This is a genomic window from Pseudomonas sp. R151218B TE3479 (assembly GCF_053629195.1).
In genome coordinates, this window is record NZ_JBRJHV010000001.1 from 5,450,631 (window position 1) to 5,470,649 (window position 20,019).

The window sequence follows — 20,019 nt, forward strand, 5'->3', positions numbered from 1 at the left end:
CGCCACTGGATTGTATTTCAGCCCCTGGCATTGTGTTCCAAGCCCCAGGGCCTGGTCCTCGATCAGAACCCCACACTCGCCTGCACAAAGAACGTACGCGGTGCACCGACGTAAATGCCCGAGTTGTTGTCGCTGGAGCGGGTGTAGTACTGGTGATCGAACAGGTTCTTCACCCCGGCGCCGACTTTCAGGTTCGACAACTGTGCACCGAAGTCATAGCCGGCGCGCACGTTCCAGAGCACGTAGCCCGGCATGTCTCCGTACTGCCCATCGACGGTGCCATCGGTGATGTAGTCGCCGCTGAAGCTGCCATCGGCGTTCACGTTGTTGCCCGGTGAGCGCTGCTTGGACTGGGCAAAGGCGTCGAGGTTATAGGTCCAGCGATTGACCTCGTAACGCAGGCCCACATTGGCCACCTGGCGGGAATAGAACGGCAGGTCGCGGCCCTTGAAACTCGGGATCTCGCCTTCGTAAGTCGCGCGGGTGTAGGTGAAACCGGCGCTGGCGGTGAGGCCTTCGAGACGTGGGTCGAGCGCAGCCATGTCGTAGTGCACCGAAGCCTCCAGCCCCTGGTGCTTGGTCGCCCCCATGTTGGTCCAGCCCACGTCGTTGCTGATGTATTGCAGCTCGTCGTCGAAGTCGATGTAGAACAGCGTTACTTCCCCGCCCCACACGTCATCGTTGTAACGCGTGCCGATCTCGTAGGTCTTGGCCTTTTCCGGGCTCAAGCCGTTGGCGGTGTTGTTGCCGTCGCCGCCCTGGCCGAGCTGGAAGTATTGCAGGCTACCGAACGAAGTCTCGTAGTTGGCGAACAGCTTCCAGGCATCGGATAGGTGATACATCACGCTCAGGGCCGGCAGCGGTTCGTTGCTGTCGATGCTGCGACGTTTTTCCTGCACGGGGCGGCCGGCGGTGTCGAGCACCGGGCGGTCGTGCCATTCGGTGCTGATGCTTTCGAAGCGGATGCCCGGGGTGATGGTCCACTGGCCGACATCGATCTTGTCATCGATATACACCGCGTGGGCTTCAGTGCCGCCGGTACGGTCCTGGTAGACGTGGCCGTCGGCCCCCGGACGCACCACCGGTTCGTTATTACGCAACGCCAGGCGGCTGGCCTCTTCGTGCATGCCTTCCTTGAGATAGCGATAACCGACGCTGGCTTCCTGGGTGGTGGGGCCCAGGTCGAACACGTGGGACACCCGCGGCTCGATGCCGAAGGTGTAATAGGTGCGCGGGTAGGACACCAGGTTGCGCTGATCCCGGGAGGCGATGGTGCTGCCACGGTAGCTGTCGGAATAATAGGTCAGCACTTCGGCCTGGGTGCGCTCATTGATCTCGCGGACCCACTTGAACGACACATCCTTGCGCCGGCCACTGAAGTTGTCCCAGTCGCGGTCGGACTGGTACGGGTCCGCGTCGTACTGGACCTGGGTCAGGCCGCCGGGCATGTCGGCCTTGGCGTCGTAGTAGTGGAAGTTCAGCGAGAAGTCGTCGACATCGGTCGGCGCCCAATGGGTCTTGAGAATCACGTCGTCGATGTCGTTGCCGTTGTTGCTCCGGCGATACCCGTTGCCGTTGACGCCCGAATACAACAGGGCCACGCCCAAGCCATTGTCGGCGGTGCCGCCGAGGAAGGCCGTGTCGATGTGCTTCCAGCCGCCGCGCTGGGAGGTTTCCAGGGTGGTGCCGATTTCACCAGTGGCTTTCTCCGGAATGGCACGGGTCACGAAGTTGATCACCCCACCGACGTTCTGCGGCCCGTAGCGCACCGAGCCGGCGCCGCGCACCACGTCGACGCTGTCCAGGTTGCCCAGGGCAATCGGCGCCATGGACAGTTGCGGCTGGCCATAGGGCGCGAACGCTGCCGGTACGCCGTCGATCAACACCGTGGAGCGTGGCGACAAACGTGAGGTCAGGCCGCGCACGCCGACGTTCAGGGAAATATCGCTGCCGCCGGTACCGTTGGCCTCTTGCACCTGCACCCCCGGCACCCGCCGCAGCACGTCGCCGACGTTCATGGCGCCCTGCTCCACCATCGCTTGGCGGCGGATCACCGTACGCGCACCGGGGTGGTTCTGCACCACTTCGGCGTTGGCATCGCCGAGCCAGTCACCGACCACCTGGATTTCAGTCGCTCCCAGTTCCAGCGGGCCGGCGTTGGACGCCGAAGGTGCTGGCAACACGGTCACCGAACCCTTATCGATTTGGTATTGCAGGCCGCTGCCCTGCAGCAATTGGCGCAAGGCCGCTTCCGGGGACAAGTGACCGTCCACCGCCGGCGCTTGTTTGCCGGCCACCGATTCGGGGCTGAAGAACACCTGCAACGCGGTCTGCTGGGCGAGCTGGCTCAAGGCTTGCCCCAACGGTTGCGCCTGGATGTGAATGGCGGTGGCGGCCTGATCGGCGAACGCCTGGGGCCCAGCGGCGCTGACCGCCAGAGTCAGGACCAGGGGTAGCCAGCGTACGTGGGTACGGTTGTTGTTTTTGGCGGTGGTTTTCACGTCGAACCTTGTCCTGTTGATCGCAAGAATACGCGTCTGTTAATGCAAACCAGTTGCAGTTGGACAAGAAGACGAAGAACTCGGAAAAAACCTGAATCTATCGTGCGATTATTTCCTGGCTGCCGTCATCCAGGTTGCGCACGGCCACCGGCAGGATGTTCGGCAGTGCCTTGAGCAGCGCCTCGGGGTCGTCGGCGCGGAACACGCTGGTCAGGCGCAGGTTGCCCACCGCCGCGCTACCGACCCGCAGGGGCTGGGAGCGATAACGAGAGACTTCTTCAGCCACTTCCTTGAGTGGTGCGTCGTTGAACACCAGCTTGCCGTTGCGCCAGGCGGTTAGCGCCTCGGTGTTGACTGCGTAGGGCGTGGCGACGTTGCCCTGGGCATCGATCTGGGTGCCGAGGCCCGCTGTCAGGCTGACCAACTGAACCGGGGACGCGCCGCGTCCCTGGACCTTGACGCTGCCCTGCGCCACCGCCACCCGGGTCTTGTCGGCATCGCGGCGCACATCGAAGCGCGTCCCGGTCACCGTCACCTGGCCATTGCCCGCATCGACGGTGAATGGCCGGCCTGCATCGTGTTCGACGCTGAACAGGGCTTCGCCTTCGGCCAGTTCCACCCGGCGCTGACGGTGTGCGAATTGAATACGCACCCGGCTGCGGCTGTTGAGGTCGATCATCGAACCGTCCGGCAAGGCGATATGCCGACGCTCGCCAAGGGCGGTGGCGTATTCGCCGCTGTAGTCGGTGGAAGAACTCAAACCGCTGAACAGCCCCAACCCCAGCGCCACCGCGAACAGTCCGGCAGCAACAGCGTAGCGCAGCAGCGGCCGACGCTTGGGCCGTTCGGCGGGTGGTTCGCACAGTGCTCGCAGGCGTTCCCTGGGCAGCAGGTCCGTGGCGCTCCAGATACCCTGGAGCAACTGAATTTCGTCACGGTGGTTGGCATGTTCGTCCAGCCAGGCTTCGAAACGCTGGCGCTCCTCGACACTCATGGCGGGCGCTTGCAAACGCACGAACCATTGCGCCGCCGCATCGCGAACCCTGTCCTGCCCGCACGGGCACTCACGGCTATCCATCATGGAAGGTCCTGTGGCTCAGGTGGAAGAAGGCGACGGATCATTGGCCTGCTCCGTCCAGGCGATCGCGCAGATGCCGCAGGGTGCGGATCATATACTTTTCCACCATGTTTTTTGACAGGCCCAGGCGCTCGGCGATTTCCGCCTGGGTCAGGCCTTCGATCTTCTGCCAGACGAACACCGTGCGGCAGTTGGCCGGCAGCTCGGCAAGCGCCCGCTCGATGGAGTCCGCCAGTTGGATCGCGTGCATGAAGTGCTCCGGGTCGCCCGAAAACGACTGACCAGGGTCGATGACAGCCTCTTCCATGGCCCCCCGTCGATCTTCGCGCCGATAGCCATCCACTGCAATGTTGCGTGCCGTCTGATGCAAATAGGCCCGTGGCTGTTCGACCCCGCTCGAATCGGACTCAAGCACCCGCACGAAGGTGTCATGGGCCAGGTCCTCGGCCTGCTGGCGATTGCGCAGGCGCCGGGTCCAGGTGCCGATCAACTCTTCGTAATGCTCGAAAAAGCCGGGTCTGCGGGGCAACTTGGGGGTCATCACGGCGCGCTGTGGAAACGGGGCATGAATAGTAATGGTTACTATTCATATGAAGCAAACCTATTACAGTGCCTGTCGTCCGAAGCTTTAAAATTGAGCATAAACCTTTGTGGGAGCGAGCTTGCTCGCGATGGCGGTGTGTCAGTCAAGGGGGCATTGACTATCACACCGCCATCGCGAGCAAGCTCGCTCCCACAGGTTTTTCTTCTTCGCCCGATTACGCCTCAGGCATCTTGCGAAAGCCCACGGCCAAGCGGTTCCAGCCATTGATGGCGTTGATTGCCACGGTCAGGTCGACCATTTCCTTGGGGCTGAAATGCTCGCTCAGCAAGGCATAGTCGGCGTCCGGCGCGTGGGTGTCGCTCAGGCGGGTCAGGGCTTCGGTCCAGGCCAGTGCGGCGCGCTCGCGGCCGGTGAAGAACGGCGCTTCGCGCCAGGCGGTCACGGCGTACAGGCGCCGTTCGGTTTCGCCGTCCTTGCGGGCGTCGGCGGTGTGCATGTCGATGCAGAAGGCGCAGCCGTTGATTTGCGAGGAACGCAGCTTGACCAGCTCCAGCAGCGACTTTTCCAGGCCCAGGTTCGAGGCGGCGTTTTCCAGGGCCAGCATGGCTTTGAAAGCGTCCGGGGAAGCGGTGTAGAAATCGATACGCGGTTGCATGGTGAACTCCAGAACGATTAGGTGTAGCGCTACGTTAGCCGTGCAGTGGCGCGGGACAAATAGCCAATTGTTGGGAAGTTCGGGTGGCCAATGGGGAACGCGTCGGGGTTTACCTGAAGGAGGGCTGGAGGCGCCTGTGGCGAGGGAGCTTGCTCCCGCTCGGCTTTGTAGGAGCTGGCGAAGCCTGCGATCCTTTGATCTTCCGCCCCAGACTCAATTGGCAGTGGAAAGATCGCAGCCTCGCTTCGCTCGTCAGCTCCTACAGACCCAGCGGGAGCAAGCTCCCTCGCCACAGGGGATAGGCTTCAGGCCCGGCTGCGCAGCCACTGCAGGAAGCGTTTCTTGGCGACGGGCTTGGGCAGGTCGCGGGTGAGGTTCTGGGCCAGGTGCATGCGCACGTCCAGCAGGTTTTTCATCGCGTCGTTGATGTCGCGACGGGCCTCAAGGCACGGCTTGAGGTAGCTGTTTTCGATGCGGTACAGGGTGCAGAACGTCTTGGCGGAAAAAGTCGCCAGGGCCGCCTGCTCGGCGACGATCCCGGCTTCGCCGATCACTTCCCCCGGCCCCATGCGTCCGCCCTCGAGTGGCTGGCCGTTGCGCATGAGGGTGACGCTGACCACCCCTGACTCGATGATGAACAGGTGATCGCTGACCTCCCCCGCCGCCAGGATCACATCGCCGGCGCGGAAGGTCTGCAGGGTCATGTTCTGGCTGAAGGTGTCTTTCTCATCCTGGCGCAGGGTGGAGAAAATGCTCGAGCTTTCCAGCAGTGCCCGGGGCCGCGACACCGCCTGGGGCGTGGCGCTTTCACTGGTGGACAGCAGGCTCACGCCCGACGCCTGCAAATGCCGGAACGCCAGGTCGAACAACTGGTTGCGCACCGTGCGTTTCAGGGCCATGGAGGCGACGAACCCGCTGATTTCATACTCCGCCCCGCCGCTGCCGCTGCTCTTGAGGGCGACGCTGGGGGCCGGGGTGGCGAGCAGGGAACGACAGCCGATCATGGCGCGTTCCAACGCGTCGATCACGGTTTGTGGCCGCGCATGCGGGCTGACCTGGATGCTGATGGACAGGCCATGGACATCGCTGGGGCGACTGAAGTTGATGACCTTGGCCTTGGCCGCCAACGAGTTGGGAATCACCGCCATGCTGCCCTGGGCGGTCTGCAAGCGCGTGGCCCGCCAGTCGATATCGGTGACCCGGCCTTCAGTGCCGTCGATGGAAATCCAATCATCGAGCTGATAGGGCTTGGTGGTGTTGAGCACGATCCCGGAGAACACGTCGCTGAGGGTGCTCTGCAAGGCCAGGCCGACGATGATCGCCATCGCGCCAGAGGTGGCCAGCACGCCCTTGACCGGCAAATCCAGCACATAGGCCAGTGCCGCGATGACGGCGATCAGGAAAATCACAGCGCCGAGCAAATCCTGCAACAACCGCCCGGTGTGGCCGACCCGTTGCATCATCGCCGCCACGATCATCACCGTCAGGGTTCGCGCGGCGAACAGCCACCAAGTGATCTGCAAACCGGTAGCGGCCAGGTGCCGCGGCACATCGTCGACCCATTGCGCCGGGACCATGGGGTTGAGGCCTTCGTTGAACAGCAGCACGCTGAACAACGAAAAAATCACCAGCCTTGCGCCGACTTTCCAATAGATCCGATCCGCACTGACCAGATGCCACATCAGGAGGTCGAGCACCAGCAGCGCCAGGGCACAGAGCAGCGGGTGCTCGGAGATCAGAAACAGCATCGGGACAGCTCCAGGAGGGCGATTGGCGAAGATTGGCACAGATTGAACACGCTGTAGAGATCCCCCGCAGATCCCCATGTGGGAGCGAGCTTGCTCGCGATTGCGGTGTGTCAGTCAATGATGCATGGACAGTTAGATCGCTATCGCGAGCAAGCTCGCTCCCACAGTGGGTACTAAGTGGCAGTGGTTTTCGCGCTCAATCGTCCATCCGGCCAAAACGCCCGGAGTGGAAATCATTGAAGGCCTGGTGGATTTCCTGTTCGCTGTTCATCACGAACGGACCATGGCCAACGATGGGTTCGTCGATCGGCTCGCCACTGAGCAGCAACAGCACCGCGTCGTTATTGGCTTGCAGGCTCAATTGGTCGCCGGCCCGGTCGAACAGGGCCATCTGCCCGGCCTCGACCCGTTCGCGGCCATTGGCCTGGACCGAGCCCCGCAGCACCACCACGGCGGTGTTGTGGCCTTCGTGCAGGTCAAGGGTGAGGTTTTTCCCGGCATTCAAGCGGATGTCCCAAACATCGATGGGGGTGAAGGTCCGTGCCGGGCCTTGATGCCCTTCGAAACGCCCGGCGATCAGGCGCAGGCTGCCGGCGTTGTCCTCCAGGGCGATGTTCGGAATGTCGCCCTTGAGGATCGTCTGGTAGCCGGCCGGGGCCATCTTGTCCTTGGCGGGCAGGTTGACCCACAGTTGGACCATTTCCATGAACCCGCCTTGACGGGCAAACGCTTCGGAGTGGAACTCTTCGTGGATGATGCCGGAAGCGGCGGTCATCCATTGCACATCGCCAGGACCAATCTTGCCGCCGCTGCCGGTGGAGTCACGGTGTTCCAGCTCGCCCTGGTAGACGATGGTCACGGTTTCGAACCCACGATGGGGGTGCTGGCCGACGCCACGGCGCTCGCTGGTCGGCGTGAATTCGGTGGGGGCGGCGTGGTCCAGTAGCAGGAACGGGCTGATGTGCTTGCCCAGGTTGTCGTAGGAAAACAGCGTACGCACCTGGAAACCGTCGCCGACCCAATGGGGCCGTGGGCTGGTGTAGAGGCCGATGATGTTTTTCATGCTGTGTCTCCAAAATCAGGTACTGCGATTTGATGGAGACAGCTTAAAACCGACACTCTTGAAGCACTAGACGGCAAAAACCGGCCTTAGCGTTCCATTTGGAGAACGACCAAACGCCTGTGGGAGCGAGCTTGCTCGCGATGACAGGGTATCAGCCGAAGATGCATCGACAGGCACACCGCTATCGCGAGCAAGCTCGCTCCCACAGGTTTGGGTATCACTCATTCAAAGGTGATTGCGCTTGGCAAACTCCGACAACCCCACCAAGGATTGCAGCCCCAGCTTTTCCAACAGGCGCGTCTTGTAGGTACTGACGGTTTTCGGACTCAGGAACAGGCTTTCAGCGATGTCCTTGCCACGCATGCCCATGGCCAGCATGCGCAAGATGGACAGCTCGCGGGTGGAGAGACTTTCCAGGGCCTGCTGTTCGCTGCGTTGCTGGAAATCCAGCCGGACGGACATCTGGGAAAAATAGGCATAACCGGACTTCAACGCCTGGATGGCCTTGGTCAACTCCTTCAGATCGCTTTTCTTGGTCACAAAGCCTCGGGCCCCAGCCGAGATGCAGCGGTTGCAGAAGTGCTGCGCATCCTGGGACGTGAACACCAGCACGCTGCACTCAGGAAACTGGGCCATGATCCAGACCAGCAGGTCCAGGCCATCGAAGCCGTTCATCACCAGGTCCAGGATCACCAGGTCTGGCGCGCCCTCCTTGATGAGGGCCCTGGCCTCGGCCGCGCCGCTGACGTCCCGGATGTGGGTGAACGCCTCATTCTGGCAAATCAGCCGCAGCGCCCCTCGTATGACAGGGTGGTCATCCACGATCAACACGTCTTTCAAGGCAGTTCCCCAAAACAATACAAACGGCACCGGCGCCATGACCGCACCGGACTCTCGCACAAGCACCAGGCCCTGCCACCTGTCAGACCTGACAGGGCAGACCAACGGTCTGGTTCAGCGTCCATGTCCCTGCCTGAGGGGACGCCCCCACGCTGGCAGCGGCTCATGGACCTGAGGATCAACCCGCTCCATCAAGCGCCGCAGTGAGGCCAGGTCAGGCAGCGGCGCCTGGCTCAAGTGCAGGCTCGATCGACGCGCGACAGGCCCCAGCGACTGACGGGCCGGTTGCGCGTTGTAAATCATCCCGTGGCGGACCTGTGGGTTATAGACAACAAAATCGTGCAGATCCAGTGCGCCACCGGCCAGTTGCGCGTTAATGACAATCAGGTCGAACGGCTCGCTGCCGTACTCCACCAGCGTGAGCAATTCCTGCAAGTGGCTCACGGGGACAATCCGGTAGTAACCCTGTTGGTTGAACAGACGTTCCAGCACGATTCGATGGGTATGTTGTGGGTCGGCAATCAGGATACGGAGTGCTTTGTTCGGCATGGCAAGCTTTCCAATAGCAATGCGCCAGGTAGGCACCGGCTCAAGAACATTAAGGGCGCTCAGGCTAGAGGAAGCGTTTGAAGGGCGATGTAGGACTAATCCTAAAATAAGGACAGACACAGCCCCTATGGCGATGGAATTTATCCCGCTCGGCGCTTTGTACGCTGGCGAAGCCTGCGATCTTTTGATCGTTCGCTTGGCATTCAAGGGTCTTTGGAAAGATCGCAGCCTCGTTTCACTCGTCAGCTCCTACGGTTCTTAGCGCCTATTCCTCCAGGTTGGTTTTCAGCCGTTCAGCCAGGTGCTCGATGGCCTGGCGAAGGTCTTCCACGGCGTCGGCGAGCAGCACCGTGTCGTTCCCTCGACACGCGCTTTCCAGCGCCTCGCAGGCAGCGATCAGGCGTTGCGCCTGGATAATCCGCGCCCCGCCCTTGATCCGGTGTGCCAGGTCCGCCAGGCCCGGCAAATCCTGTCGGGTGGCCAAGTGCAGCAATCGCGCTTGATCTTCGGCATTGCTGCTGACCAGTTCTTCCAGCAAAGCCTTGATGGCCGTCGCGTCACCACCGGTCAATTGCTCCAGGCCGGTCAAGTCGAGGCCATCGCCGGACTGGGGCGCCCGCGGATCCGGCGTGACCGAAGCCAGGCACGCATTGAGTTCCCTGAGGCCGATGGGCTTGAACAGGCAATCGTCCATCCCGGCTTCGGCGCAGCGGTCCCGCTCCTCGGGCTGGGCGTTGGCCGTGAACCCCAGGATCACCACTGGCGACAGCTTGCGGTCGCGCTCTTCGACGCGAATGGTACGGGCCAGTTCGTAGCCGCTCATCAAGGGCATGTTGCAGTCGGTGATGACCACATCGAAGTGTTCGCCGCGCCAGGCCTGCAAACCTTCGACACCGTTCTGCGCTTCCTGGACACGATGCCCCAGGTAACCCAGTTGCTGGGACAGCAGCAAGCGGTTGGCCGGGTAGTCGTCGACCACCAGGATACTCAACGCCGGGACCGGCAGCAGCGCCTCGACCTCGGCAGGCGCCGCCGGCAGTACATCGAGCAAGGGCAGGTCCAGCAGAACCTCGACCTGCGTGCCCTGCCCCGGCACGCTGTGCAACACCAGGGTGCCCCCCATCATTTCGCACAACGTACGGCTGATGACCAACCCCAACCCGGAACCGCTGCGAGCCGACTGCGGGTGCTGGCCGGCCTGGGCAAAGGGGCTGAACAGGCGACGCTGATCCTCGGGGGAAATACCGCAACCGGTGTCCTCCACCCGCAGGCAAAGACCCAGGCGTTCGTGCCCGGGAGCCGGCTCGCCGCGCACACTGAGGCGCACTTCGCCCTGGTCGGTGAACTTGATGGCGTTGCTCAACAGGTTCGAGACGATCTGCTTGAAACGCAATGGATCAATCAACACGTCGCGGTCGAGTCCGGCATCCAGCACCCAATGCAAGCGCAGGTGTTTCTGCCAGGCCAGGCCCTCGAAAATCCGCGCCACCGATTCGATCAACGTGTGCAGATTGGCCCGCTGCGGCGCCAGCGACAACTTGCCCGACTCGATGCGGGCGATGTCGAGGATGTCGCCGATCAGGTCCAGCATGCCATGGGCCGCACCCGACGCGACTTCGATGGCGAATCGGTCCACGACGCCCTGGTCGGCTTTTTTCAGGGCCAACTCCAGCAGGCCGATCACCGCATTCATCGGCGTACGGATTTCATGGCTCATGGTCGCCACGAAGGTGGTCTTGGCTCGATTGGCCTCGTCGGCGCTTTCCTTGGCCACGCGCAACTGTTCCAACAGCCGCCGCAGATAAATGCCCCAGCCCAAGGCCACCAGCAACAGCAGCGCAGCAACGGCGAACCCCTGGAGGATCGTGGTGCGATTGCGCAGCCAATAACTGTCGTCGATCACCACCTCACTGCGCCAGCGGTTGGTCAGCTCGTCCATTTCTTCCGGGGAAATACTCAACAGCGCCTTGTCCAGGATCGAGTAAAGCTCCAATGCGCCCCGGTTCGTCGCCAGGGCGATGTGCGCGGGCAAGGTGCCCACGGTGCTGGTGACTTGCAGCGTGTCGCGGTACTGGCGGGAAATCATGTAGCGGGCGCTGATCAGCGGATTGATCGCAGCGTCTGCCGTGCCGGCGGCGACCATGGCCATGGCGTCGGCCGCATTCTGCGCCGCCACCAACTGCACGCGGGGGAACTGCTCCAGCAGGAACTCGCGCAGCACGTTGCCACGCACCAGCGCCACGCGCTTGCCCGCCATCTGGTCCAAGGTCAGCGCCCTGGCCCTGATCGGCACCACTAACACGAACGGGTTCGCCAGGTACGGTCGGGTAAAGCGCAACTCGTCCTCGAGTTCGGCGCTGGGGATGGCGGTTGCCAGGACATCGGCCTTGCCGCTCTTGATCTGCCCGATCAAATCGTCAACCGAGCCGCCCCGCTGCACATCGAACTTCAAACCGGTGCGCAAGCTGATCCGGGCCAGCACATCGGCGCCGATGCCGCGCAAATGGCCTTGCTCGTCGAAGAACGTCAGCGGCAGGAAGTTTTCATTGGCGGCGACTTTTATGCGTGGGTGGGCGTCCAGCCAACGCTGTTCGTTGACGCTGAAATGCAGCGCCTGCTGACCGGGCATGCTCGCCCCGCCGGCGCTCCAACGCCGCAGGATGATCATGCGTTCGCTGGCGGGAATGGCGTGCAGCGCGGCATTGACGATGCGCAACACGCGCCCGTTGTCGCGACTGACCGCAAAGGCGAACGGCTGCACTTCCATCCGCGAGAAATCGGCCAGTTGCACATTGTTCAGGTAATTCTTGCTGATCAGGTAGTTGGAACTGATCGAATCCCCCAGGTAGACGTCGGCCTGACCAAACGCCACGGCGCCGATGGCACTCAAGGTCGAGGGGAACAGCTGTAATGAAGCCTCGGGATAAAACCCCTTGACCGTCTCCGGCGGTAAATAGTGATACAGCATGGCCACCCGCTTGCCCGCCAGGTCCGTGGGCAAGTCCTGGCTGTCGTCGATGCGGGCCACCAGGGTCGGCAAGTCATCGGCATAAGCCTGGGACATCGCCAGGTCCGGATCGGCGGCTTCGAAGCCGTTGGCGGTGCCGAGCAGGTCGATCTCGCCGCCGCGCAGGGCCTGGAGCGCTTCGGCGTGGGACGGATAGCGCTGGACCTGCACCGTGACGTGCAAGAGTTGCCCCAGCAATTGCGCATAGTCGGCAGTCAAGCCTTCATAGTCGCGACCATTGCCGGTGATGCTGAAAGGCGCATAGTCCGGCGCCGAGGCCCCCAGCAGCAACGTGCCCTTCTGGCGCAGCCAGGCCCAGTCGGCAGCATCCAGGGATACCGAATAATCATCCACATTGGAGCGCCCGAGCACCTGCAACGACTCAGGGGTCGCGCCTACCGGTGGCGCCACGCTCAATGAGCCCAGCAACAGCGCCAACAGGCCTGTGCGTAAAAGCAGCATCATCTGGTCAGGGTGTTTCGCTTGGCGTGGTCGGCCCGGCGCACCACCGACCTCAGTCAGGGTGACCGGTTGGGGGTTCAGACTGCCAATACGAGGGAACAGCGAACCGTCGATGCGCCTGTCCAACAGACGCATGACATGAGTGTAGGAAGTTTCTGAAGAATTTCCTGCGAGTGACCAGAGAGAGGACCTATGACCTGTGGGAGCGAGCTTGCTCGCGAAAGCGTAGTGTCAGCCACTTCAATATTGGCTGAACTGACGCCATCGCGAGCAAGCTCGCTCCCACAGGGGTTGCGTTGGCTGATGTGACTCGCTCCTACAGGGCCTATACAGCGGCCAACAGCATGTCGCGTACTGGACGAGCCTGTCCGCGATTGTTCCCATGCTCATAGAGCGAGCCGGCAATCTCATCGGCACGCACCGGCAGGATCGACAGCAGCGTATCGCTCAGGCCATGGCTGGCCTGGCAGAAGCCCTGCATGTAGATCGCTGCCTTGCAGCGCTCGTCGGTAATCAGCTTGTAGTTGCGATCCACCTCGAAATCCCCCAGGTACTGCGCCAGCGGCTCCAGCAGGGTGCGGTGCATCTGCCGCTCGTAACCGGTGGCCAGTACCACGGCGTCATAACGGCGTACCGTCAGCTCGCCGGTGGCGTTGTTGCGCACCGCCAGTTCCACACCGGCGTCGATGGCCGTGGCTTTCTCCACCGTGGTGAGGGTGCGGAATGCATGACGGGCGATGCCAGAGACTTTCTGGCGATAGAAAATCCCGTAGATACGCTCGATCAGGTCGATGTCCACCACCGAATAGTTGGTGTTGTGATACTCGTTGACCAGGCGTTCGCGCTCGCTGTGGGGTTGCTGGAACACCAGGTCGGTAAACTCCGGCGAGAACACTTCGTTGACGAACGGGCTGTCGTCCGCCGGCTTGAGGGCCGAGCCGCGCAGGATCATGTCGACCTGTACCGAAGGGAAGCTGTCATTGAGGTCGATGAAGGCCTCGGCGGCGCTCTGCCCACCGCCGATGATGGCGATCTTCATCGGCTGGCCCTTCACGCACGGCTGAGCTGCCATGCGCTCCAGGTACCGGGAATGGTGGAACACCCGCGCGTCATCCTTGAACGCCTTGAACGCCTCGGGAATGCGCGCGGTACCGCCGGCGCTGACCACCAGCGAGCGGGTGGTACGGACCAACTCTTCGCCCTGGCCATCGCGGGAAATCACCCTCAGCGCCTCGACCTGCTGGTTGTGCAGCACCGGCTCGATGCGCAGCACTTCCTCGCCATAGCGGCTCTGTGCGCTGAAGTGTCCGGCCACCCAGCGCAGGTAGTCATTGAACTCCATGCGGCACGGGTAGAAGGTGCCGAGGTTGATGAAGTCCACCAGGCGGCCATGGTGCTTGAGGTAATTGACGAATGAATACGGGCTGGTGGGGTTGCGCAGGGTCACCAGGTCCTTGAGGAAGGAAATCTGCAACTCGCTCTGGGTCACCAGGGTATTGCCGTGCCAGCGGTAATCTGCCTGTTTGTCGAGGAACAGCACGTCCAGTTCACCCTGGACCGGCCCCCGCTCCTGCAGCGCGATGGCCAGCGCCAGGTTCGAAGGGCCGAAGCCAATGCCGATCAAGTCGTGAACGATGGGCGATGCAATTGCCTGTGTCATGTCCAGTGTCCTCTGGAAAAGCCCCTCAACAGGGCACGAAAAGCCTGGGGAACCTGACCGGCACTGAAGGCGCCGGCAAGTCGTCTGTTGAGAGGAACGAGGACAGTGAAAAAAAATTTACCGCCGGGTGACCGGCGACGATTGAATCAGGGCGCGTCCCACTGACGCACGCGAACGCGGCAGTGCTTCATGGCGTTGACAATGTGCTTTTCCACCAGTGCCCGGGAAATGCCCAGGCGCTCGGCGATTTGCGAATGGGACAGGCCTTCGAGCTTGCGCAGCAGGAAACTCTCGCGGCACAGCGGCGGCAGCTCGGCCAGGGCGCGCTGCAGCATGTCCAGGCGCTGGCCATGGTCAAGGCTGGTGTGGGGCGATGGCGTGAAGAAACGCTCTTCGCTGTCCAGCACATCCAGGGATTCGACCTGGCGCAGGACGTTGCGTCGGTGCCCGTCGATCACCAGGTTCAGCGCCGTGCGGTAGAGGAACGCCCTCGGTTGTTCGATGGGAACGTCGCTGGCACGCTCCAGCACCCGCACATAGGCGTCATGCACCACATCCTCGGCCGCCTGGCGGTTGCCTAGCCTGGCGTTCAGGAAACACACCAGCTCGCGATAGTAGTTTTCCAACATGACTCCCGTGCGCAATGGCTGCGCCAGCTATCCCTGTGCCATCCGGCATGCCTGAAAAAGGCATGGCACGATAATGGCAAATTCAATCGCGTAATTTATAGTAATTCTCATATAGATTTAAAGCGTTGGTTTGTATCGGGGTTGATTCGTCCCCCCTCGGCTATGGCGTAGCATGGCTCCTGTGGCGAGGGGATTTATCCCCGCTGGGCTGCGAAGCGGCCCCAAACCAGTCCACTCAATACATCTGATACACCGAGGCGCTGGTTTTTGGTGGGGCTGCTTCGCAGCCCAACGGGGATAAATCCCCTCGCCACAGATAAATCCCCTCGCCACAACATCACATGGCTTGGCGATTGAGTTGTCCTCCCTTCAACCTGCTACCAAGTGTTTCAAGCCAGTAAATTCCCGCCCAAAGCGCTCGTTTACCAGAACAGCCCCCCGTCCCTGCCCTTCCTGGGACGGGCCCGATATCACCGGCCGGAACCCTGCATGAAACGTCCCCGCCCTACCCGACGCGCCTGGCTTCTCACCTTCGCCCTGCTTCCGGCCGTGGCCTTCGCCGCGTGGCAAGCGGTGGTGCCCAGCCGTGCGCCCCTGGTCACCGCGCCCGTTACCCGTGGCGATATCGAAAACAGCGTCACCGCCCTGGGCACTCTGCAACCGCGGCGTTATGTCGACGTCGGCGCCCAGGCGTCCGGGCAGATCCAGAAGATTCACGTGGAGGCCGGCGACGAGGTACGCGAAGGCCAGCTGCTGGTGGAAATCGACCCGTCCACGCAAAAAGCCAGGCTCGACGCCGGGCGTTTTTCGATCGAGAACCTCAAGGCCCAGCTTCAGGAACAGCGTGCCCAGCACGACCTGGCGCAGCAGAAATTCCGCCGCCAGCAGCAACTCAAGGCCGGCGGCGCCACCCGCGAGGAAGACGTGCAGACCGCCCAGGCGGAAGTGCGGGCGACCCAGGCGCGCATCGACATGTTCCAGGCCCAGATCCGCCAGGCCCAGGCCAGCCTGCGCAGCGACGAGGCCGAGCTGGGCTACACACGCATCTATGCGCCGATGAGCGGCACCGTGGTCGCCGTCGGTGCCCGGGAAGGCCAGACCCTCAACGCCCAGCAGCAAACCCCACTGATCCTGCGCATCGCCCGGCTGTCGCCGATGACGGTCTGGGCCGAAGTCTCGGAAGCCGACATCGGCCACGTCAAGCCGGGCATGACCGCCTACTTCACCACCCTGGCCGGCGGCAGCCGTCGCTGGAGCAGCACCGTTCGCCAGATCCTCCCCGTGCCGCCGCGCCCGCTGGAGGCCAGCCAGGGCGGCAGCCCCACCGGAGGCCGCAGTGGCAGCGAGCGGGTGGTGCTCTACACCGTGTTGCTCGACGTCGACAACGCCGACCGCGCGCTGATGACCGACATGACCGCCCAGGTGTTTTTCGTCGCCGCCCAGGCCAAGGACGTGCTGACCGTGCCCATCGCCGCCCTGCAGGACGCCGACCAGGTGCGGGTGCTGGCCGACAATGGCGACGTCCAGCCACGCACCGTTCGCACCGGCGTCAGCGATCGGCTGCGCACGCAGATTGTCGACGGTCTGAGCGAAGGCGACCGGGTGCTGATCGGCCCGGCCAGCGGCAGCGGAGGCTGAATGAGCACGCCCCTGATCGAACTGCGGGACATCCGCAAGGCCTACGGCGGTGGCGACAGCCCTCGGGTGGAGGTGCTGCGCGGCATCGATTTGTCCATTCACGCCGGGGAGTTCCTGGCGATTGTCGGGGCGTCCGGCTCCGGTAAATCCACCCTGATGAACATCCTCGGCTGCCTCGACCGCCCCACCAGCGGTGAGTACCGTTTCGCCGGCGAAGACGTCGCCGGCCTGGGCAGTGACGAGCTGGCCTGGCTGCGGCGCGAAGCGTTCGGCTTCGTGTTCCAGGGCTATCACCTGATTCCTTCCGGCACCGCCCAGGAAAACGTCGAGATGCCGGCCATCTATGCCGGCACCTCGGCCGCCGAGCGCCACGCCCGGGCCAGTGCCCTGCTCGACCGCCTCGGCCTGGCCAGCCGTACCGGCAACCGTCCCCATCAACTCTCCGGTGGTCAGCAACAGCGGGTGTCGATTGCCCGGGCCTTGATGAACGGCGGCCACATCATCCTCGCCGACGAACCCACCGGCGCCCTGGACAGCCAGAGCGGCATCGAGGTCATGGCGTTGCTCGACGAACTGGCGAGCCAGGGCCACGTGGTGATCCTGATCACCCATGACCGCGAAGTGGCGGCCCGGGCCAAGCGCATCATCGAGATCCGCGATGGGCTGATCATCAGTGACAGTGCCCCCTCTGCGCCACACGAGGTGCACGTCAATCCAAAGGCCCTGCAAGCCGTGGATCTGCGCCAGCGCCTGAGCGCCGGCAGCGAACACAACGGCGCCTGGAAAGGCGAGCTGGTGGACGCGGTACAGGCGGCGTGGCGGGTGATGTGGATCAATCGCTTTCGCACCGCCCTGACCCTGCTCGGCATTGTCATCGGCGTGGCCTCGGTGGTGGTGATGCTGGCCGTGGGCGAAGGCAGCAAGCGCCAGGTCATGGCCCAGATGGGCGCGTTCGGCTCGAACATCATCTACCTCAACGGCAGCGCGCCCACACCGCGCGCCGCCAAGGGCATCATCAGCGAATACGACCTGGCCGCCCTCGCCGACCTGCCCGAAGTGCAGCGCATCATGCCGGTCAACGGTGCCGAAGCCAGCGTGCGTTTCGGCAACCTCGACCACACCAGCTACGTCGGCGGCAACGACACGAATTTCCCGGCCATCTTCAATTGGCCGGTCGCCGAGGGCAGTTACTTCAGCGACGCCGATGAACGCGGCGCTGCGGCGGTGGCGGTGATCGGCCACAAGGTCCGGCAGAAACTGCTCAAGGACGTCGCCGACCCCATCGGCCGCTACATCCTGATCGAGAACATGCCGTTCCAGGTGGTCGGCGTGCTGGCGGAAAAAGGCGCCAGCTCCGGGGATTCGGATGCCGACAATCGCATCGCCGTGCCCTACTCCGCCGCCAGCGTGCGGTTGTTCGGCACACGCCATCCCGAATACGTGGTGATCGCCGCCCGGGACGCGGGCAAGGTCAAGGAGGCCGAACAGGCGGTCTCCCGCACCCTGTTGCGCCTGCACGACGGCAAACAGGATTTCGAGCTGACCAACAACGCCGCGATGATCCAGGCCGAGGCCCGCACCCAGGGCACGCTGTCGCTGATGCTCGGGGCCATTGCGGCGATTTCGCTGTTGGTGGGCGGCATCGGCGTGATGAACATCATGCTCATGACCGTGCGCGAACGGACCCGGGAGATCGGTATCCGCATGGCCACCGGCGCCCGGCAGCGCGACATCCTGCGCCAGTTCCTCACCGAAGCGGTGATGCTCTCGGTGGTCGGCGGGCTCGCCGGTATCGGCCTGGCCTTGCTGGTGGGTGGCGCCTTGCTGTTGGGCAAGATCGCCGTGGCCTTCGAATGGCTGGCGGTGTTCGGCGCCTTTGGCTGCGCCCTGGTTACCGGCGTCGTCTTCGGCTTCATGCCCGCCCGCAAGGCCGCCCGCCTCGACCCGGTCGCGGCCCTCACCAGTGAATGATCCCCACCCTATGAAAGCGCACCTGACCCTCCTGGCCGCCAGCCTGTTGCTGGCGGCCTGCGCCACCCCTGCGTCGGCACCGGACAGCGGCATCCAGCCGCCACCGGCCTGGCAGCACCTCGATGCATCCAGCGCCCAAGCGGATAACCAGCAATGGTGGACGCACTTCGGCAGCCCGCCATTGAACCGCTTGATCGAACAGGCGCGCCGGGACAGCCACGACCTGGCCGCCGCCATGGCCCGGGTGCGCCAGGCCCAGGCCAGCGCGGTGATCGCCGGGGCGCCGTTGCTGCCAGCGGTCACGGCCGGGCTCAACGGCAATCGCCAGGAATTGTTGCACGGCAAAGGCTACAGCCAGCTGGACGTGGATCGGGACAACCGCACCATCGACTACTACGACGCCAACCTCAGCGCCACCTATGAGCTGGACTTCTGGGGCGGCAAGCGGGCGGCCCGGGACAGTGCGCTGAGCACGTTGTCGGCCAGCCAGTTCGACCGGGCGACCGTGGAGTTGACCCTGCTCAGCGGCGTCGCCAACAGCTACACCCAGGCGCTGTCCCTGCGCGAACAACAGCGCATCGCCGAACAGAACCTGGACAACGCCCAGCGCGTGCTCGACCTGGTCCAGACCCGCTACGACGCCGGTAGCGCCACGGCCCTGGAACTGTCCCAGCAAAAAAGCCTGGTGGCGGCCCAACAACGCCGCGTGCCCCAAGTGCAGCAACAGGCCCGGGAGGCCGTGATCACCCTGGCAACGCTGCTGGGGCAACCGGTGCAGTCGATCAGGCTCGACGACGACAGCTTCGACCGCCTGCACTGGCCCGCCATCGACGCCGGCGTGCCCAGCGAACTGCTGCGCCGCCGCCCGGACATCGCCGCCGCCGAAGCGCGCCTCGCTGCCGCCCAGGCCGACATCACCGTGGCCCGCGCCGCCATGCTGCCCACCGCGACCCTCGGCCTGAGCCTGGCCACCGGCGCCGACATCGCCGACCAGTTGCTGCGCAACAACGTCTACAACCTCACCGCCGGCCTGGCCGCTCCGATCTTCAACAACGGCCGCCTGAGTGCCGAACGGGACAAAGCCACCGCCCGCCAGGAAGAACTGCTGGAGCTCTATCGCGCCGCCATCATCAACGGCTTCGCCGACGTCGAAAAAGCCCTGAACGGCATCCATGGCCTGGACCAGCAACGGCAATGGCAAAGCGAAGAACTGCACCAGGCCCAGACCGCCTTCGACATCGCCCAGCGCCGCTACCAGGCCGGCGCCGAAGACCTGCTCACCGTGCTGGAAACCCAACGCACGCTGTACGCCGCCCAGGACATGAACGTGCAGTTAAGGCTGGCGCGGGTACAGGCGAGCGTGGCGTTATACAAGGCGTTGGGTGGGGGTTGGCGGGTGATGTAACGCCACCCCAGGTTCTCAAGCCAAGCCACACACACCTGTGGCGAGGGGATTTATCCCCGCTGGGCTGCGCAGCAGCCCTCAGAGCCGGCACCTCGGTGTATCAGGTGTATTGGGGGTAGCTGATTTAGGGCTGCTACGCAGCCCAGCGGGGATAAATCCCCTCGCCACAGATAATTCCCCGCCCAATAAAGGGTGTTCGGCTTTGGTTCTGTTTATCCGGTCGTGTAGGACTCCTGAGTGAGGCTACATCGCCTTGCGCCGTTACCTAC

Annotated in this window: 14 protein-coding genes; 3 read left to right on the top strand and 11 right to left on the bottom strand. The window is 63.4% G+C overall.

Annotation, left to right across the window (positions count from 1 at the left end; genetic code table 11):
• Positions 1-62: 62 nt before the first annotated feature.
• The 11 genes from AB7M32_RS23550 to AB7M32_RS23600 all read right to left on the bottom strand — a co-directional run bounded on the left by AB7M32_RS23550 (position 63) and on the right by AB7M32_RS23600 (position 14,736).
• A complete protein-coding gene (locus AB7M32_RS23550) occupies positions 63-2,501 on the bottom strand; it encodes a TonB-dependent siderophore receptor (protein WP_454251540.1) in 2,439 nt (812 codons plus the stop codon).
• A gap of 97 nt (positions 2,502-2,598) precedes the next feature.
• Positions 2,599-3,582, bottom strand: a complete 984-nt coding sequence (locus AB7M32_RS23555; RefSeq protein WP_454251541.1) for a FecR family protein — start codon at positions 3,580-3,582, stop codon at positions 2,599-2,601.
• Between the two features lie 37 nt (positions 3,583-3,619).
• Positions 3,620-4,120, bottom strand: coding sequence for a sigma-70 family RNA polymerase sigma factor (locus AB7M32_RS23560; protein ID WP_454251542.1), 501 nt, complete (start codon positions 4,118-4,120; stop codon positions 3,620-3,622).
• Positions 4,121-4,337: 217 nt separating this feature from the next.
• Positions 4,338-4,778, bottom strand: coding sequence for a carboxymuconolactone decarboxylase family protein (locus AB7M32_RS23565; protein WP_053123536.1), 441 nt, complete (start codon positions 4,776-4,778; stop codon positions 4,338-4,340).
• A gap of 305 nt (positions 4,779-5,083) precedes the next feature.
• Positions 5,084-6,526: a mechanosensitive ion channel domain-containing protein gene (locus tag AB7M32_RS23570; protein ID WP_454251543.1), complete on the bottom strand. Its 1,443-nt coding sequence runs from the start codon at positions 6,524-6,526 to the stop codon at positions 5,084-5,086.
• Between the two features lie 196 nt (positions 6,527-6,722).
• Entirely contained in the window at positions 6,723-7,589 is an 867-nt protein-coding gene (locus tag AB7M32_RS23575; protein ID WP_454251544.1) for a pirin family protein, read from the bottom strand.
• 225 nt (positions 7,590-7,814) lie between these two features.
• Entirely contained in the window at positions 7,815-8,429 is a 615-nt protein-coding gene (locus AB7M32_RS23580; RefSeq protein WP_454251545.1) for a response regulator, read from the bottom strand.
• Positions 8,430-8,543: 114 nt separating this feature from the next.
• On the bottom strand, positions 8,544-8,978 hold the full coding sequence (locus tag AB7M32_RS23585; RefSeq protein WP_454251546.1) for a response regulator: 435 nt from the start codon (positions 8,976-8,978) through the stop codon (positions 8,544-8,546).
• Between the two features lie 265 nt (positions 8,979-9,243).
• Positions 9,244-12,450, bottom strand: a complete 3,207-nt coding sequence (locus tag AB7M32_RS23590) for an ATP-binding protein (RefSeq protein ID WP_454252191.1) — start codon at positions 12,448-12,450, stop codon at positions 9,244-9,246.
• Between the two features lie 322 nt (positions 12,451-12,772).
• Complete coding sequence (locus AB7M32_RS23595) at positions 12,773-14,107, bottom strand: lysine N(6)-hydroxylase/L-ornithine N(5)-oxygenase family protein (RefSeq protein ID WP_454251547.1); 1,335 nt, start codon at positions 14,105-14,107, stop codon at positions 12,773-12,775.
• 146 nt (positions 14,108-14,253) lie between these two features.
• The gene (locus tag AB7M32_RS23600; protein ID WP_072412318.1) at positions 14,254-14,736 is read right to left on the bottom strand and encodes a sigma-70 family RNA polymerase sigma factor; all 483 of its coding nucleotides are present in this window, start codon (positions 14,734-14,736) and stop codon (positions 14,254-14,256) included.
• 489 nt (positions 14,737-15,225) lie between these two features.
• On the opposite strand from AB7M32_RS23600, the gene AB7M32_RS23605 reads away from it, so the two are divergent.
• Genes AB7M32_RS23605 through AB7M32_RS23615 form a run of 3 tightly spaced genes read left to right on the top strand, consistent with a single transcriptional unit; the run spans position 15,226 to position 19,750 of the window.
• Positions 15,226-16,374, top strand: coding sequence for an efflux RND transporter periplasmic adaptor subunit (locus tag AB7M32_RS23605; protein ID WP_060741406.1), 1,149 nt, complete (start codon positions 15,226-15,228; stop codon positions 16,372-16,374).
• Positions 16,375-18,345 carry a MacB family efflux pump subunit gene (locus AB7M32_RS23610; RefSeq protein ID WP_454251548.1) on the top strand — a complete coding sequence of 657 codons (1,971 nt, stop codon included), beginning with the start codon at positions 16,375-16,377 and terminating at the stop codon, positions 18,343-18,345.
• 10 nt (positions 18,346-18,355) lie between these two features.
• Positions 18,356-19,750 (top strand): efflux transporter outer membrane subunit, encoded by a 1,395-nt coding sequence (locus AB7M32_RS23615; RefSeq protein WP_454251549.1) that lies wholly within the window; start codon positions 18,356-18,358, stop codon positions 19,748-19,750.
• Positions 19,751-20,019: the final 269 nt, after the last annotated feature.